General features: G+C 47.0%; 15 protein-coding genes. 12 read left to right on the top strand and 3 right to left on the bottom strand.

The window, feature by feature from the left end:
* Positions 1-9: 9 nt before the first annotated feature.
* Positions 10-255 (bottom strand): GlsB/YeaQ/YmgE family stress response membrane protein, encoded by a 246-nt coding sequence (locus NSQ37_RS03775; RefSeq protein ID WP_003150926.1) that lies wholly within the window; start codon positions 253-255, stop codon positions 10-12.
* A gap of 502 nt (positions 256-757) precedes the next feature.
* Here NSQ37_RS03775 and qoxA point away from each other — a divergent pair.
* The 4 genes from qoxA to qoxD are packed head-to-tail and all read left to right on the top strand — an operon-like array spanning position 758 to position 4,699.
* The gene (qoxA, locus tag NSQ37_RS03770; RefSeq protein ID WP_087920812.1) at positions 758-1,723 is read left to right on the top strand and encodes a cytochrome aa3 quinol oxidase subunit II; all 966 of its coding nucleotides are present in this window, start codon (positions 758-760) and stop codon (positions 1,721-1,723) included.
* A gap of 27 nt (positions 1,724-1,750) precedes the next feature.
* A complete protein-coding gene (qoxB, locus tag NSQ37_RS03765) occupies positions 1,751-3,700 on the top strand; it encodes a cytochrome aa3 quinol oxidase subunit I (RefSeq protein WP_012118743.1) in 1,950 nt (649 codons plus the stop codon).
* Positions 3,701-3,714: 14 nt separating this feature from the next.
* A complete protein-coding gene (gene qoxC, locus NSQ37_RS03760) occupies positions 3,715-4,329 on the top strand; it encodes a cytochrome aa3 quinol oxidase subunit III (protein WP_003150930.1) in 615 nt (204 codons plus the stop codon).
* A 1-nt stretch (position 4,330) separates the two neighbouring features.
* Positions 4,331-4,699: a cytochrome aa3 quinol oxidase subunit IV gene (gene qoxD, locus NSQ37_RS03755; RefSeq protein WP_007614576.1), complete on the top strand. Its 369-nt coding sequence runs from the start codon at positions 4,331-4,333 to the stop codon at positions 4,697-4,699.
* A gap of 43 nt (positions 4,700-4,742) precedes the next feature.
* On the opposite strand, the gene ywcE is transcribed toward qoxD, so the two are convergent.
* Positions 4,743-5,003, bottom strand: coding sequence for a spore morphogenesis/germination protein YwcE (ywcE, locus tag NSQ37_RS03750; protein ID WP_003150937.1), 261 nt, complete (start codon positions 5,001-5,003; stop codon positions 4,743-4,745).
* Positions 5,004-5,295: 292 nt separating this feature from the next.
* Here ywcE and NSQ37_RS03745 point away from each other — a divergent pair, with 292 nt between their 5' ends.
* The 4 genes from NSQ37_RS03745 (at position 5,296) to NSQ37_RS03730 (ending at position 9,158) form a co-directional block, all read left to right on the top strand.
* On the top strand, positions 5,296-5,754 hold the full coding sequence (locus NSQ37_RS03745; RefSeq protein WP_042635595.1) for a GNAT family N-acetyltransferase: 459 nt from the start codon (positions 5,296-5,298) through the stop codon (positions 5,752-5,754).
* A 201-nt stretch (positions 5,755-5,955) separates the two neighbouring features.
* On the top strand, positions 5,956-7,143 hold the full coding sequence (locus tag NSQ37_RS03740) for an FtsW/RodA/SpoVE family cell cycle protein (RefSeq protein WP_007614568.1): 1,188 nt from the start codon (positions 5,956-5,958) through the stop codon (positions 7,141-7,143).
* A gap of 102 nt (positions 7,144-7,245) precedes the next feature.
* Entirely contained in the window at positions 7,246-7,995 is a 750-nt protein-coding gene (nfsA, locus tag NSQ37_RS03735; protein ID WP_007407708.1) for an oxygen-insensitive NADPH nitroreductase, read from the top strand.
* 161 nt (positions 7,996-8,156) lie between these two features.
* Positions 8,157-9,158 (top strand): LLM class flavin-dependent oxidoreductase, encoded by a 1,002-nt coding sequence (locus NSQ37_RS03730; RefSeq protein ID WP_341123232.1) that lies wholly within the window; start codon positions 8,157-8,159, stop codon positions 9,156-9,158.
* A 41-nt stretch (positions 9,159-9,199) separates the two neighbouring features.
* Here the strand turns inward: NSQ37_RS03730 and NSQ37_RS03725 are convergent, their stop codons facing one another.
* A complete protein-coding gene (locus NSQ37_RS03725) occupies positions 9,200-11,611 on the bottom strand; it encodes a S8 family peptidase (RefSeq protein ID WP_012118739.1) in 2,412 nt (803 codons plus the stop codon).
* Positions 11,612-12,136: 525 nt separating this feature from the next.
* On the opposite strand from NSQ37_RS03725, the gene NSQ37_RS03720 reads away from it, so the two are divergent.
* The 4 genes from NSQ37_RS03720 (at position 12,137) to NSQ37_RS03705 (ending at position 16,342) form a co-directional block, all read left to right on the top strand.
* The gene (locus tag NSQ37_RS03720; RefSeq protein WP_327943578.1) at positions 12,137-12,451 is read left to right on the top strand and encodes a hypothetical protein; all 315 of its coding nucleotides are present in this window, start codon (positions 12,137-12,139) and stop codon (positions 12,449-12,451) included.
* A 23-nt stretch (positions 12,452-12,474) separates the two neighbouring features.
* Positions 12,475-13,305, top strand: coding sequence for a PRD domain-containing protein (locus tag NSQ37_RS03715; protein ID WP_007407705.1), 831 nt, complete (start codon positions 12,475-12,477; stop codon positions 13,303-13,305).
* 218 nt (positions 13,306-13,523) lie between these two features.
* On the top strand, positions 13,524-14,906 hold the full coding sequence (locus NSQ37_RS03710; RefSeq protein WP_007614557.1) for a sucrose-specific PTS transporter subunit IIBC: 1,383 nt from the start codon (positions 13,524-13,526) through the stop codon (positions 14,904-14,906).
* The gene (locus NSQ37_RS03705) at positions 14,903-16,342 is read left to right on the top strand and encodes a sucrose-6-phosphate hydrolase (protein ID WP_341123231.1); all 1,440 of its coding nucleotides are present in this window, start codon (positions 14,903-14,905) and stop codon (positions 16,340-16,342) included. The genes NSQ37_RS03710 and NSQ37_RS03705 overlap by 4 nt, the downstream gene beginning before the upstream one ends.
* Positions 16,343-16,389: the final 47 nt, after the last annotated feature.

The raw sequence follows: 16,389 nt of genomic DNA, 5'->3' as shown, positions 1-16,389 counted from the left end.
CTTTTTTTTTTATCCTCTGCTTCTGGCGATCAGGCTGAATAAGAACACCACGATCGCAGCTCCGATGATTGCCGGAATAATGGCAAAGCCGGCAAGGTGAGGACCCCATGTGCCGAGCAGTCCGTGCCCGATCCATGCGCCGATCAGACCGGCGATCATTGACCCGATGATTCCCCCGGGCATACTGCCTTTTACAAATAAACTTCCGATCCAGCCGATAATAATAGCGACAATCAGAGATACGATAAAACCCATAAATATCACTTCCTATTTTTTATTATTTATGCCTATATGTTTCCTTCGTTTTGTCCATATTAAACATATAAATGTGTTTTTTATAATGAACATATCAAGGCGCGTTCCGGTCTTTTTTTTCATAATGCGTTGCGTTAAAATGGAAACCGTGTGAAAAGGTGTGAGCAAAGGAAAAAATATTTCTTTTGTAGAATGTTTAACAAAATGAAACTTTTTGTTGACCAGCGTTTTTTATTATGGTAAACCTTTATTTGGTATTATTCGTTCTCACTATCTTTTTTCTCTATATATGCTAAATGATCTAAAACTTTTTATGTTTGATTTGCGCAAGTGGAAAAAGTTCATGCATTTTTTGACGATTTTGTGACATTAGGTCGAAAAAAAGATGAACTTTAGAAAAAAATAAAGCTAATAAGGGCAGATTTTGATAGCATAACAAGGTAGATAGAGAAAAGATTTTGAGAAAGTACATTTCAGATTCACTACATCAATAGGAAGGATGGTGATCTTCTTGTTCAGAGCATTTAAACCGTTACTTTTAATAGCGATGTTGGCTGTTGTTTTCGTACTGGGCGGATGCAGCGACATTTCCGTTTTAGATCCGAAAGGACCTGTAGCAGACCAGCAGAAAGATCTGATTCTCTTGTCAATCGGATTTATGCTGTTCATTGTCGGCGTCGTATTCGTACTATTTACAATCATTTTAGTGAAATACCGCGACCGCAAAGGCAAAGACAGCGGAAATTACAAGCCCGAGATGCACGGCAACACGTTCTTAGAAGTAGTCTGGACAGTGATCCCAATTTTAATTGTTATTGCACTTTCTGTGCCTACCGTACAGACGATATATTCGTTAGAAAAAGCGCCTGAAGCGACAAAGGATAAAGAGCCTCTTGTTGTTTATGCTACTTCGGTAGACTGGAAATGGGTATTCAGCTACCCAGAGCAGGATATTGAGACGGTTAACTACCTGAACATTCCTGTAGACCGTCCGGTTTTATTTAAAATTTCTTCAGCCGATTCAATGGCATCGCTATGGATTCCTCAGCTTGGGGGGCAAAAATACGCGATGGCGGGAATGCTGATGGATCAATACTTACAGGCTGACAAAGTGGGAACATATGAAGGCCGCAACGCGAACTTCACCGGCGAACACTTTGCCGACCAGAAATTCAACGTAAAAGCTGTTACGCAAAAAGACTTTAACAGCTGGGTGAAAAAAGCCCAAAGCGATTCTCCAAAGCTGACGAAAGAGAAGTATGACGAACTGATGCTTCCGGAGAATGTCGGTAAATTAACGTTCTCTTCTACACACTTAAAATACGTTGACCACGGCCAAGATGCCGAATATGCGATGGAGGCGCGCAAACGCCTTGGCTACAAAGCCGTATCACCGCACTCTAAAACAGATCCGTGGGAAAATGTAAAGAAAAACGAATTTAAAGTATCCGACGATAAACAAGATTGAAATTGAACAAGAAAGGAGGAAGCCCGAATGAAATTGAGATGGGATGAATTTTTTGTAACAGGTGACCCATTAATTCTGGGCGCACAAGTTTCCATTGCGCTTTCCACTATCGCTATCATCGTTGTACTCACATACTTCAAAAAGTGGAAATGGCTCTGGTCTGAATGGCTGACGTCTGTAGACCATAAGAAACTTGGAATCATGTACATTATCTCTGCTGTTATCATGCTGTTCCGCGGCGGGGTCGACGGCTTGATGATGCGCGCCCAGTTAGCGCTTCCTAATAACAGTTTTTTAGACTCAAACCACTATAATGAGATCTTTACGACTCACGGTACGATCATGATTATCTTCATGGCGATGCCGTTTTTAATCGGTCTGATCAACGTTGTCGTACCTTTGCAGATCGGTGCGCGCGACGTAGCATTCCCTTACTTGAACAACCTGAGTTTCTGGACGTTCTTCGTAGGTGCGATGCTTTTCAATATTTCTTTCGTTATCGGAGGTTCTCCGAACGCAGGCTGGACGAGTTACATGCCGCTGGCAAGCAACGACATGAGTCCCGGGCCTGGTGAGAACTTCTACCTGCTCGGTCTTCAGATTGCCGGTATCGGTACGCTGATGACGGGTATCAACTTTATGGTGACGATCCTGAAAATGCGTACGAAAGGCATGACGCTGATGCGTATGCCGATGTTTACATGGACGACGCTGATTACAATGGTTATTATCGTATTCGCCTTCCCTGTTTTGACAGTGGCATTGGCGCTGTTATCATTTGACCGTTTGTTCGGCGCTCACTTTTTCACGCTGGAAGCCGGCGGTATGCCGATGCTTTGGGCTAACTTGTTCTGGATTTGGGGACACCCTGAAGTATATATCGTTATCTTACCGGCATTCGGTATTTTCTCTGAAATTATTTCAGCGTTTGCAAGAAAGCAGTTATTCGGTTACAAAGCGATGGTCGGCTCAATTATCGCCATTTCCGTCCTGAGTTTCCTTGTATGGACTCACCACTTCTTCACAATGGGGAACAGTGCGTCTGTTAACTCTTTCTTCTCGATTACAACGATGGCGATTTCGGTTCCGACCGGGGTTAAAATCTTTAACTGGCTCTTTACGATGTATAAAGGCCGGATCAGTTTTACAACACCGATGCTGTGGGCGCTCGCGTTTATCCCGAACTTCGTTGTCGGCGGGGTAACAGGGGTTATGCTTGCGATGGCTGCAGCGGATTATCAATACCATAATACGTACTTCCTCGTATCTCACTTCCACTATGTGCTGATCGCGGGTACGGTATTTGCATGTTTCGCAGGATTTATTTTCTGGTATCCGAAAATGTTCGGCCACAAGCTGAACGAAAGAATCGGAAAATGGTTCTTCTGGATCTTTATGATCGGATTTAATGTATGTTTCTTCCCTCAATACTTCTTGGGGCTGCAAGGTATGCCTCGCCGTATTTACACATACGGACCGAATGACGGATGGACTGCATTGAATTTTATTTCAACTGTCGGAGCCTTCATGATGGGTGTCGGATTCTTAATCCTTTGCTACAACATCTACTACAGCTTCCGCTACTCTACTCGCGAGATCAGCGGAGATTCATGGGGCGTGGGACGTACGCTTGAGTGGGCGACTTCATCTGCGATTCCGCCGCATTACAACTTTGCGGTGCTTCCTGAAGTGAAATCTCAAGATGCGTACCTGCAATTGAAAGAAGACAAAACGGATATTCATCCGGAAAGCAAGTTCAAGAAAATCCATATGCCGCACAACTCCGGAAGACCGCTTATTATGTCAGTGGCGTTCGGTATTGCAGGCTTCGGACTTGTATTTGAATGGTTCTGGATGGGCATTGTCGGCTTGATCGGCATTCTGCTTTGCATGGTGCTTCGTTCATTTGAATATGACAATGGCTACTATATACCTGTTGAAGAAATAAAAGAGACGGAAAGAAAGATTTCCGAATAAAGGAGGCGTGATTTATGGAACATGCAGAACACGGCAATTCTAACGCGCCTATGGAATATCAATCTGAAACCGGCAGACTCAATATTCTCGGGTTTTGGATCTTTTTAGGGGCAGAGATTGTGTTGTTCTCAACACTATTTGCAACCTTCTTCGTTCTTCAAAGAAGAACAGCAGGAGGAGTCTTACCGGCTGAATTATTTGAAGTGAAGCTTGTCATGATCATGACATTCCTGCTTCTGATCAGCAGTTTCACCTGCGGGATCGCTGTTCATGAAATGCGTCGCGGAAGTTTAAAAGGCGTCGTCATTTGGACGATCATTACGCTTCTTCTTGGCGCGGGCTTCGTCGGATGTGAGCTTAACGAGTTCATCCACTATGTACATGAAGGAGCATCTCTCGGTACAAGTGCTTTCTGGTCTGGATTCTTCGTCCTTCTGGGAACGCACGGAACGCACGTAACGATCGGTATCTTCTGGATTGCCGGCATCTTACTGCAATTGAAGAAACGCGGATTAACGCCGCAGACGTCTTCAAAAATCTTTATCTCAAGTTTATACTGGCACTTCTTAGACGTTGTTTGGATCTTCATCTTTACAGGCGTCTATCTCATCGGATTGGGGGGACTATAATATGGCAAACAAATCTGCTGAACACAGCCACTTTCCGTGGAAGCATATCGTAGGTTTTGCGTTGTCTATTATTCTGACCCTGCTGGCCCTTTGGGTTGCGGTATATACGGATTTAAGCTCATCAGCAAAACTCTGGATCATTTTCGGATTCGCATTTATCCAAGCCGGTCTTCAGCTTCTCATGTTCATGCACATGACAGAAAGCGAAAACGGCGGAATTCAAGTCGGAAACACGCTCTTCGGATTTTTCGGAGCGATTGTTATCATCCTTGGTTCCATCTGGATCTTTGCGGCGCACTACCATCACGGTGACCATATGGATGGAAACCCTCCTGGCGGTGCGAAGCATCATTCCGAACATCAGGAATAAAAAGAAACCCTCTTCGTTTATGCGAAGAGGGTTTTTTGTGCCTTTATTGGCTTCTTCTCCGGCGCAGGCGCGGAAGGCCGTAAATGATAAAGGCGGCGATATGGGCAACGATGACGTTGACGGCAAACAGGATGATCATAAGTGTGTGGCCGAGAGGGGATAGGCTGCTGGTTGCGTAAAAGTAGAAGAAAACCCACATGAGAATAATTGGCGGTATGGCCGAAAGAGCGACTTTTTTGTTATCCAGCCAGATAAAGAGGGGTGTTGCGCTTGCGACCAGTAAATAAGCAAAAAACATGTCCATCTTACATGTCTCCTTTCATTTTATGGGAGCGTTTCCAAAATGAAATACAGAGAATAAAATGTGTCTGTTTTGTGGTCGTTTTTTGAACATTTTGTTACAATTATTATACCATGTTTTCCAATTTTTGATACCGCTTTTTCGAGAAATGTATTGCAACTATTGCCTCATTTTTGGATAGGTACAAGAAACCGGAAAGGCCAAATACCCTGTCACATTTCCGGACAATGGAATGGCGCAGGCTGTGAACCTTTGCTATGGTCAAAGAAAATATGCACAGCAAGGGTGGTTTGAAGTGGACGTAAGGAAAGAAGATGTCACAGCGCCGGATGTCTTTGCGCTTTTGCAGGATCATCTGAAGAGCATGACCATGCATTCTCCTCCGGAAAGTATACATGCGCTCAATGCGGACCGGCTGCGTCAGCCTGACGTTACGTTTTGGAGTGCGAGGGAAAACGGCATCCTGCTCGGCTGCGGTGCCTTAAAGGAGCTAAACAGCCGGCACGGTGAGATCAAATCAATGAAAACCTCTCCGCATCATGTCAGAAAAGGCGTTGCCAACCGGATCCTCCGCCATATGCTTGAAGAAGCAAGGCGGCGGGGCTATCAGCGGATCAGCTTAGAAACCGGTTCTATGGAGGCTTTTCTCCCCGCCAGACGCCTGTATGAAAAAGCCGGGTTTCAATATTGTGATCCGTTTGCACATTATAAAGAGGACCCGAACAGCTTGTTTATGACGTTAAACATAAGCTGAAACCCCTTTTCTGACGAGAAGGGGTTTTTTATCGGAAAAGTTTCATCATGACCGAAACATTTCCTTTTCTGACACGTCATATGTCGTGTAGTCCCCAAACCGTAAAAAATAAAAAGGAAGCAACCTCATCATGTTTTCTTGAACGGTGTTCATGTATAATAAACAATAGTGACTTCCGATGAAAATGTAAGGCGGGATAGAATGAGTCGATATAAGAAACAGCAAAATCCCTATTATCAGGGGGATTTGATTTTTATATTTGGTGTGTTTTTAATAATTAGTGTTGCGGCGATTTATGCGGCCGGACAGTTCGGGCAGTACGGAAGTGATGCCTGGATGAGACAGATCGTCTTTTATGTCATCGGAGCCGGTCTCATGGTCAGTATCATGTATTTTGATTTAGAGCAGCTTGAAAAACTGAGTCTGTACGTGTTAATTGCCGGCGTGCTGTCGCTGCTCCTTTTGCGTGTGGCGCCGGAATCCATCGCGCCGATTAAAAACGGAGCGAAGAGCTGGTTTAAAATCGGCAGCTTTACCCTCCAGCCCTCTGAGTTCACGAAAATAGGAATTATGATGATGGTCGCGTCCATTATATCGAAGGCGGGCCCGAAGGATCAAAGGTCACTTCGGGAAGATGTGAATCTGCTTTTGAAAATTGCGGCATGGACGGTTATTCCGATCGGGATGATCGTTTTGCAGGATGCCGGAACGGGTGCGATCTGTCTGTTCATCGTTATGGTGATGGTGTTTATGTCGGGTGTGAACTGGAAGCTGATCACCATCATCGGCGGTTCGGCCGCGCTTGTGCTTGGCCTTTTCTTAGTGCTGGTGATTGAATTTCCCCATGTGGCGAATTCAATCGGCATTGCGGATTATCAAATTAACCGGATTACATCGTGGATGTCTGACTCCAGTGCGGCAACGACTCAGGCAGAGAGCGATAAAAGCTGGCAGGTGGATCAGGCCGTTATGGCGATCGGATCGGGCGGCATTACCGGAAACGGCGTTCATAATCTGAAGGTGTACGTACCTGAGGGACAGACCGACTTTATCTTTGCGATTTTGGGTGAAAGTTTTGGATTTTTAGGCTGCGCCATTGCGGTTGTCATGTTTTTCTTTTTAATTTACAGACTTGTGGTGCTGATTGACCGCTTGCATGCGTTTAACCGATTTGGCGCGTTTTTTTGCGTAGGATTTACTGCACTTATCGTGATTCACACCTTCCAGAACATCGGGATGAATATCGGCATTATGCCGGTTACCGGTATTCCGCTGCTGTTTGTCAGCTATGGGGGGAGCTCGGTGCTTTCTACATTAATCAGCTTCGGGATCGTATATAACGCAAGTGTGCAGCTGACGAAATATAAAAGCTACTTGTTCAATTCTTAATGTGAGACGGCTCGTTTTTCGGGCTGTCTTTTTTTGTTTAGAGCATTTCGCTTTTGACATGATTCCCTTTCGGATATGATATAGAAAGAAGGAGGCTTTTATATGAACAATACCATCGAAACCATACTTAATCATCGGTCGATCCGATCATTTACTGACGAGCTTCTGACAGCAGAAGAGATAGATACATTAGTGAAAAGCGCCCAGGCGGCGTCAACGTCCAGTTACGTGCAGGCTTACTCCATCATCGGCGTAACCGATAAGGAGAAAAAGCGGAAGCTGGCGGCACTGGCCGGAAACCAGCCTTACGTCGAGAATAATGGGCACTTGTTTGTGTTTTGCGCTGATTTGTACCGTCATAAAAAACTTGCTGAGGAAAAAGGCGAAAACATTACCGAGCTTCTTGAGAATACAGAAATGTTTATGGTCAGCGTCATTGATGCCGCACTTGCCGCACAAAACGTAAGTGTTGCCGCGGAATCAATGGGACTTGGCATTTGTTATATCGGAGGCATTCGAAATGAACTTGATCAGGTGACGGAAGTGCTTGGAACGCCTGACCATGTGCTGCCGCTGTTCGGCTTGGTAGTCGGTCATCCCGCTCATCCGTCCGGTCAAAAGCCGCGCCTGCCGAAACAAGCCGTATATCATGAAAACACGTACGATACGAATGAAGAACACTTCCGCAGTTATATGAAGGAATATGATGAAACCATTTCCGCTTATTATGATAAACGGACAAACGGCAAGCGGGTTGAAACGTGGTCTGATCAAATCCTGCAGTTCATGAAACAAAAACCGAGAACCTATTTAAATCAATATGTAAAAGATAAAGGTTTTCAAAAGAATTAAGAAAAAACCTCTCCTGACCGGGAGAGGTTTTTATGTTTCACGTGTAACATATTTCGACAAAATGGAACAAGGTATATAAATGTTTATCATCAGGGATGCTTATAAGCATGCAGAAAGAAAAAACGGCTTAGCAGTGGTACGATGTTGATGAGGTGACAGTGATGATTTCATTAAGCATATTAGATCAATCTCCTGTATCAGAAGGGAGTTCCGCGGAAAGTGCTCTGCGGAATACAGTAAGACTGGCGCAGGAGGCGGAAAAGCTCGGATATAAGAGGTTTTGGGTGTCAGAGCATCATTTTTCAGAGCGGTTGGCGGGTTCAAGCCCTGAAGTGCTGATCAGCCATATTGCGGCGAAAACGAATGAGATTCGTGTAGGCTCGGGCGGTGTCATGCTTCCGCATTACAGCGAATATAAGGTGGCGGAAAATTTCCGCGTGCTTGAAGGGTTGACGCCGGGCAGAATCGATCTTGGATTAGGGAGAGCGCCGGGCGGAATGCCGATCGCATCATGGGCGCTGAATGACGGCGGGAAGCGGAATGCTGATCAATATCCGCAGCAGCTTCGTGAGCTGGCGATGTATTTGCATGATGCAGCTGATGACAATCACCGTTTTCCGAATCTGACCGCATCACCCCTTATTAAGACGGCGCCGGAAGTCTGGCTTCTCGGTTCATCGGGGGAAAGCGCGCTTCTGAGCGCAGAAACGGGAGCAGGCTATATGTTTGCCCATTTTATTAATGGAGAAGGCGGAGAAAGCACGACAGCACAGTATAAGCGCAGATTTAAACCTTCTCTATTAGGAAAAGAACCAAAAACAGCCGTGGCGGTGTTTGTGCTGTGCGCGGACACGGAGGAGAAAGCGGAGGAACTCGCGGCCGTCATGGATTATACGCTGCTTGCAGGTGAACAGGGGATTCCGCTTCACGGCGTACCGTCTTACGAAACCGTCCGCGGGAATACGTATACACCGTATGAACAAAGACGAATTGCCGATAATCGGAATCGAATGATCATCGGAACGAAGCAGCAAGTGAAAGAACAGATTCTGGCTCTCAGTAAAGCATACGGAACGGAAGAAGTGATGGCTGTAACCATTACTCATCATTTTGAAGATAAACTTCAGTCATATCGCCTGCTTCGAGAAGCTTTTGCCGAATGATCAGAAAGAAACCCTGCTGATGCTCCAGCAGGGTTGTTCGGTTATTCAATGATAAAAGGTTTTTCAGTCAGCACCTGGCTTGATTTCCCTTTGTTCGCGGCATAGGCCAGCATATAATATTCTCCTGCCGGCAGTGCGGTGTCACCATTGACTTTGCCGTTCCAGTCGAAATATTGATAGCCTTTATCCTGCTTTTTGTAGATGCCGGCTTGGCCGACAAAGTCAAGATTGCTGTCATATACAAGGAAGGCAAGCTCTTCGGCTCCCGCCGGAAGATAGGTTTCAATTTGGTAGGTTCCCTGCGTTGTGCCGTCCTGCACGTCGATTGACGTCACGCGCGGATAGTCCGGCTCTTTTACAATCAGCAGCGTCGGCACTTTTGCGACTGTTTTTCCGCCTTCTCGCACTGTGACGGTTCCCTCATAGGTGCCTGCCTTTACTTTTTTGGCATTGACCTTTACTTTCGCATTGACCTTTCCGGTTTGATGAGCGGGGATCACGACCCGGTCTGTGCCCGAAACGGTAATGCCCGTGCCGTTGAAAGAGTACTCGAGCTGATATGATTTTCTGATGGACGATTGGTTTTCAATCGTAAAGGTTTCTTTTTTCGTTTCATTGCCTTTGTCTTTCATAAACGTTCCGTAAGAATAACTTCCCGGGGCGACAAGGGAGTCTGCTTTGATCGCCTTCATGATTCTGATGCTTCCGGCGCCTTGCGCATTATGCGGGTATACGTCACCGTCCGCGTCCGTTAAGGTTTCCGCCGTGTTCATGAGAGCGGCTTTTATTTGTTCCGGGCTCCATTTCGGTTTGGCCTGCTTGATGACGGCAGCTGCGCCGGCTACATGCGGGGAAGCCATGCTCGTTCCCTGCTTCGATCCGTAGCCGTACGGGTCGGCCGGATCATGGGTCGGAATGGTGCTGACGATGTTTACGCCGGGAGCGGAGACGTCAGGTTTAATCATCCACGTGTCCATAACCGGACCGCGTGACGAAAAGTCTGCCATTTGTTCAGTGAGCGATTTAGCCACGGATAAATTGAATGTCGCTTTTGTGCCGCCCGCTTTTAATTGGCTGACGAGTTTTTCGCCGTCTTCTGATGAAAGCTTAATCGTCGGTACGGACAAGCCCGGTACGTTGGCTTCAATTTCTCCCGGGGCATTGTTATACACAACCATACCGATCGCGCCCGCTTTTTTGGCGTTGTCTGCTTTATCCACAAAGGCGATGCTGCCCCGTTTGACGACAGCGACTTTTCCCTTCAGATCTTTGCCTTCAAAATCCTTTTGCTCGCCGATACCCGCCTCTATGAGGTCTGTTTCTTTTTTATTCAGTGCTTTTATGTCATCTTCTTTGTTGTAGCCCATTACTTTCGCTGAGGAATAGGAACCGAAGGAGACGGCGTACTCGTTCAGCGGCAGCTGTGTCGCTCCCACGGAGATGGCTTCTCTGGACGTTCCCGGAGAGCCGACGGTCCAATTGTTCGGTCCGCTGTTTCCGTTTGATGTAACGGCCGTGACGCCTTCTGACATCGCCCAGTCAAGCGCCGTGCTTGTCGCCCAGTCTGGGTTATTCACAGAATTGCCGAGAGAAAGGTTCATGACATCCGCTCCGTCCTGTACGGCGCGTTCGATGCCGGCGATGACGTTCTCCGTTGTTCCGCTTCCGCCCGGACCGAGCACACGGTAGGCAAGGAGTGTAGCATCCGGCGCGACGCCTTTAATCGTTCCGTTTGCCGCTACCGTGCCCGCGACATGGGTTCCGTGGTCAGTCGACGCGCCTCTCGGATCACCGGACGGCGTTTCTTCAGGATCATAGTCGTTATCCACAAAATCGTATCCTTTATATTGTCCGAAATTTTTCTTTAAGTCAGGGTGTTTATATTCGACACCGGTGTCAATAATGGCAACCTTGACGCCTTTACCCGTATAGCCGAGCTTCCACGCGTCATTTGCCCCTATATAAGGCGCGCTGTCATCCATCTGCGGAGACACGGCATCCTTAGATAGGGTGATGTCTTTATCTTTGAGCTGATCGGTATGATAGGTGACATTCGGATAAACCGCTTTGACATCCTGATCACTCAGCAGTTTGGGGATTTCATTTGCCGGGAGTTTCATGGAGAAGCCGGAAAACACTTGCTCATATTCCCTGTTGATTTTTCCGTGTTTAATGGTTTTGAGCGCTTTCTTTTTCACTTTTGCGCGTTCGCTTTTCAGCTTGCTTTTTGTCTGTGCTTTGCCGAGTTCCTTTGCTTCCGCCAGTGACTTTTCCTTGAGCTCCACGATGACTGTCGTTTGTTTGCCGGTGGTCATATCAATGTCACCGAACACCTCAGCCTTCTCAAGATCAGGAGTTTGCGGTTTTGAAGCCGGCGCAGCCTGTGAACTTGTGGATAAGGTAAAGGATAAGACAAAAGCCGGAAGCAGATAACGGATGATTCCTTTTTTCAATCGTGTTTCCCCCTTTTTCTTTATCTAAATTAGAAATCTAGTATATATTTCTTGAAAATTCAAAATAATCCTTGTGACATATGACTCATTTATGGAAATTGGTCTGTGAATAAGGAGGGAGTTATACACAGAATCCTGTGTATAACTGAATAAATTTGTGTATATATATTGTTGGGAACGAGTGTTCCTATACAAAATATAGATCGAGTTTGTGGATATGTGGATATACCCTGTGTTTAAGCTGTGCTTAACCAAGGGATAAGGTGTGTATAACTTTTTTTATCGGCTTTTCCATTTTTCAGGTCATTTCCATCAGCTTTCAACAAAACTTCTGAAAACTAGTTTGTTTTTTCACTCATATTGTGACAAACAATTCGCCCGGCCACGTCTATCATAGAGTCATAGGGTTGCTAGACCCGCTAGTTTTTAGCGGAGAAGGATCGGCCGCCTTTTCCGTTAAAGCGGAGAGAAAAACAGGCCTGCGAACAAGCTGTCTGTCAAAAAGAAGCGGAGGGATGATTTGCAATGAAACGTTTGCTAGTATCTTTACGGGTGTGGATGGTCTTTCTGATGAACTGGATGGCGCCGGGTAACGGAAGATATCCATTAGCTGCCGTGTACGGAAACCAAGCGGCTTATTATAAGAAAGCGAAGCGGACGGCTGGGGCTTTTTCGTTTGTGAGCCGTGTCCGATCGGCGGATTTGACCGATGAAACGAAATCGGCCCGCGGCAGGCTGGATAAAAACCGATGGACGCCTGTCCGCAAAGAATTGCCGAAACGGGAGCGCGCGGGTCCGGCACCTTTACATCATATGAAAAAGAGGGTACAATCCCACTAAACATATGAACGGGAGCGAACCTCTTGAGAATAGACAAAGTATTAAATAACAATGCGGCGTTAATAAAAGAAGACGGACGGGAAAAGATCGTAATGGGTCCCGGAATCGCTTTTCAAAAGAGAAAAAATGATGTGATTCAAAAACATAAAATTGAAAAAATATTTGTCGTGCACGACGAAAATGAAAAGTTCAAACAAGTGTTAGAAACGCTTCCCGAAGAGCATATAGAGGCGGCTGAAGATATCATCAGCCATGCGGAGGGAGAGCTTGCGGCACCTTTGAGCGATCACATCCACATTGCGCTGGCGGACCATTTATCCTTTGCGATCGAAAGGATTCAAAACGGCCTTCAGGTGCATAACCGATTGCTTCATGAAATTAAGGCGCTTTATAAAAAAGAATATGAGATCGGCCGCTGGGCGGTTGAACACGTGAAACAAACCCTCGGTATATCATTGCCTGATGATGAGGCGGGGTATATCGCGCTTCATATCCACACTGCCAAGGCGGATGCCAAAAGCATGTATTCGGCGATGAAGCATACAACCATGATCAAAGAAATGATCGAAAAGATCGAATCCTTTTTCGAACAGAAGGTGGATGAAGACAGTATTTCCTATCAGCGCCTCGTCACGCACTTACGGTATGCGGTCAGCCGGTTGGACTCAAATGAAGCACTCCATTCCATGGACGAGGAGATGCTTTATTTCATCCAAAAAAAGTATCCGTTTGCTTATCGGTGTGCGCTTGAACTGGCGGCGTTTTTAAAAACTGAATATGATTTGGAACTGCCGGAATCCGAGGCCGGCTATATCACGCTGCATGTCCAGCGTCTGCAAAAAAACCCGGAATAACGCGTCTGTTTCGAGAAACAGACTTTTTTTTTGAAAACATATTGACGAAAGCGCTATCATGGAATAGAATGAAAGCGCATTAAAAAACTGAATCCGGCGGGATTGTGACTGGTAATGCAGGCAAGACCTAAAATTTGCGTACATGAAAAAGGGATTATGCTGACCTTTTTCGTTGGCGAATTTTAGGTCTTTTTTGATTTTAGAAAGGGGGATACATCATGAATTATCAAGAAACGGCAAAACAGCTTATCAAACATATCGGAGGGGAATCAAATATCATCAGCGCGACACATTGCGCGACGCGGCTCAGGCTCGTCATTCAAGATGAACAGAAGATCAGCCAGGCCGGCATTGAAGAAATAGAAGGCGTAAAAGGGGCTTTCAGCAGCTCGGGGCAATATCAGATTATATTCGGCACCGGCCTCGTGAATAAAGTGTATGACGCTTTTTCAAAAGAAGCCGATTTGGGGCGGGAGGATCGTGAGACACATCAGGACGCAGCGAAAAAAAAGCTGAATCCGGCCGCAAGATTTGCGAAGACACTGTCTAACATATTCGTTCCCATCATTCCGGCTATCGTGGCAAGCGGACTTTTAATGGGGCTGCTCGGCATGATGAAGGCTTTTCACTGGGTGTCTGAACAATCGTCGCTGTTTAAGCTTTTAGACATGTTTTCAAGCGCGGCGTTTATCTTCCTGCCCGTATTCATCGGGTTCAGCGCGGCGAAGGAATTTGGCGGTAATGCCTATCTCGGTGCCGTGCTCGGGGGAATTATGATCCATCCGGCGCTTTTGAATCCGTGGGGGCTTGCGGATGCATCGCCTGATTTTATGCAGCTTTTCGGCTTCGACATTGCGCTGCTCGGCTATCAAGGGACGGTCATCCCCGTACTGTTAGCCGTTTACATTATGAGCAAAGTGGAAAAGGGCACGAGAAAAATTGTGCCTCACGCATTCGATTTATTGGTCACGCCGTTTGTCACGGTGATTGTCACGGGATTTATCACCTTTATCGCAATCGGTCCGCTTGGCAGGGCGATCGGATCAGGCATTACCGTCTCGCTGACATATGTGTATGATCATGCGGGCATTGTTGCCGGACTGCTTTTCGGCGGTCTTTATCCGCTTATTGTGCTTACCGGTGTGCATCACAGCTTTCATGCGATTGAGGCCGGCCTCATCGCTGATTTGGGCAGAAACTATATCCTTCCTATCTGGTCGATGGCGAATGTCGCTCAGGGCGCGGCGGGACTGGCTGTATTTTTCCTGACGAAAAAAGCGAAAATGAAAGAAATCGCTCTGCCGGCCGCATTTTCCGCTTTTCTCGGTGTAACCGAACCAGTCATTTTCGGTGTGAACCTAAGATACCGCAAGCCGTTTATCGCGGGAATGATCGGCGGAGCGCTGGGAGGAGCCTATGTCGTGGTGACCGGTGTCGCCGCCAATGCCTACGGTCTGACCGGAATTCCGATGATTGCCATCACGGCTCCGCTCGGTTTAGGAAATCTTATAAACTATCTGATCGGAATGGGCATCGCCTCTGTCTCGGCGTTTATTGCCGCTTACATTATGGGAGCTAAAGAAAAGGAGGCCGTCAAATGAGGACACCGGATCAAGAGCTGCGCCTGCAGGCTGAGGAAGCGAAAAAGAAGCGGGGAGAAACAGCCGCGTCAGATCCATACCGCCAGAACTATCATATTATGCCGCCGGTCGGGCTTTTAAATGATCCGAACGGCGTGATCCAATGGAACGGCGTATATCACTTGTTTTTTCAATGGCAGCCATTTCATACGGGGCACGGCGCGAAATTTTGGGCGCATGTGACGACGAAGGATTTCGTTGAGTGGAAAGAGGAAGAAATCGCGCTTGCGCCGGGTGAGTGGTATGACAAAAACGGCTGTTATTCCGGAAGCGCCATCGAAAAAGACGGGCGGCTCTGCCTGATGTACACAGGCAATGTCCGTGACGGAGAAGGCAATCGGGAAACGTATCAATGCCTCGCCGAATCCGAAGACGGGATCGCATTTGAAAAAAAAGGAGTCGTCGCGCGTCTCCCGGAAGGCTATACCGCTCATTTCCGTGATCCGAAGGTTTGGAAGAAAGACGGAGCGTATTACATGGTGCTTGGCGCGCAGACAGAAAAGCTCACCGGAAGCGCTGTGTTGTTCACATCAGAGAACTTGACGGATTGGACGTTTCTCGGTGCGATTGCGGGGGCGGACTCCGGCGGTCTCGGGTCATTCGGTTATATGTGGGAATGTCCCGACTTGTTTTCCCTTGACGGAACCGACGTGCTGCTCGTATGTCCGCAGGGGCTTGAAGCTGACGGGATAGAATATCATAACAGCCACCAGGCGGGCTATTTCCTCGGCAGGCTGCATACAGAGCCGCCAGAATTTAAGCACGGTGAATTTACGGAGCTTGACAGAGGATTTGACTTTTACGCGGCGCAGACGCTGGAAGATGATAAGGGACGGAGGATTCTGTTCGCGTGGATGGGCGTTCCGGATCAGCATGAGGACAAACATCCGACACATGCGTATCACTGGATTCACTGCTTAACGATGCCGAGACAGCTGTCACTGTCCAACGGCAGAATCATACAGCGCCCGCTCCCGGAAATGAAATCACGCCGCACGGATGAACAAAAGCACCGTCTTCAATTGAATTGCTCGTCTGTAAGCCTCCCGGTGAAAGATGCGTCCCGGGCTGAAGTGCTGCTGGAGGACATCACTTGCGAATCCGGTTTTGAAATCTCAATTCGGGGCGCAGCCCGGTTTATATTTCATCAGGAAGAGGGGCTGGTTGTGCTGGAGCGCACCGCTTTCAGCGGAGAAGAAAAAGAAAAGAGAAGCTGCGCCATTAGCGAGGTGCATTCCGTGCAGCTCTTTCTGGATGCATCCTCGATTGAATTGTTTTTGAATGATGGAGAAGAGGTATTCAGCGCCAGATATTTTCCTTTCCCGGGAAATGATGACGTAACCGTCACTTCGGCAGGAAAAACGGAAATAAATGGCTCAATTTGGACACTTTTATAGAAAATCGTTCTTTTTTCTTATGTGAAACCTATGCCATCTGTGCTATT

The organism is Bacillus sp. FSL P4-0334, from assembly GCF_038004825.1.
GTDB lineage: Bacteria > Bacillota > Bacilli > Bacillales > Bacillaceae > Bacillus > Bacillus velezensis.
This window is presented reverse-complemented; position numbering and strand designations above follow the sequence as displayed.

Coding starts and splice junctions, on each gene's coding strand:
- NSQ37_RS03775 (WP_003150926.1), bottom strand. CDS start 255: ATGGGTTTTATCGTATCTCTGATTGTCGCTATTATTATCGGCTGGATC.
- qoxB (WP_012118743.1), top strand. CDS start 1,751: ATGAAATTGAGATGGGATGAATTTTTTGTAACAGGTGACCCATTAATT.
- qoxC (WP_003150930.1), top strand. CDS start 3,715: ATGGAACATGCAGAACACGGCAATTCTAACGCGCCTATGGAATATCAA.
- qoxD (WP_007614576.1), top strand. CDS start 4,331: ATGGCAAACAAATCTGCTGAACACAGCCACTTTCCGTGGAAGCATATC.
- ywcE (WP_003150937.1), bottom strand. CDS start 5,003: ATGGACATGTTTTTTGCTTATTTACTGGTCGCAAGCGCAACACCCCTC.
- NSQ37_RS03740 (WP_007614568.1), top strand. CDS start 5,956: ATGAGTCGATATAAGAAACAGCAAAATCCCTATTATCAGGGGGATTTG.
- nfsA (WP_007407708.1), top strand. CDS start 7,246: ATGAACAATACCATCGAAACCATACTTAATCATCGGTCGATCCGATCA.
- NSQ37_RS03730 (WP_341123232.1), top strand. CDS start 8,157: ATGATTTCATTAAGCATATTAGATCAATCTCCTGTATCAGAAGGGAGT.
- NSQ37_RS03720 (WP_327943578.1), top strand. CDS start 12,137: ATGAAACGTTTGCTAGTATCTTTACGGGTGTGGATGGTCTTTCTGATG.
- NSQ37_RS03710 (WP_007614557.1), top strand. CDS start 13,524: ATGAATTATCAAGAAACGGCAAAACAGCTTATCAAACATATCGGAGGG.
- NSQ37_RS03705 (WP_341123231.1), top strand. CDS start 14,903: ATGAGGACACCGGATCAAGAGCTGCGCCTGCAGGCTGAGGAAGCGAAA.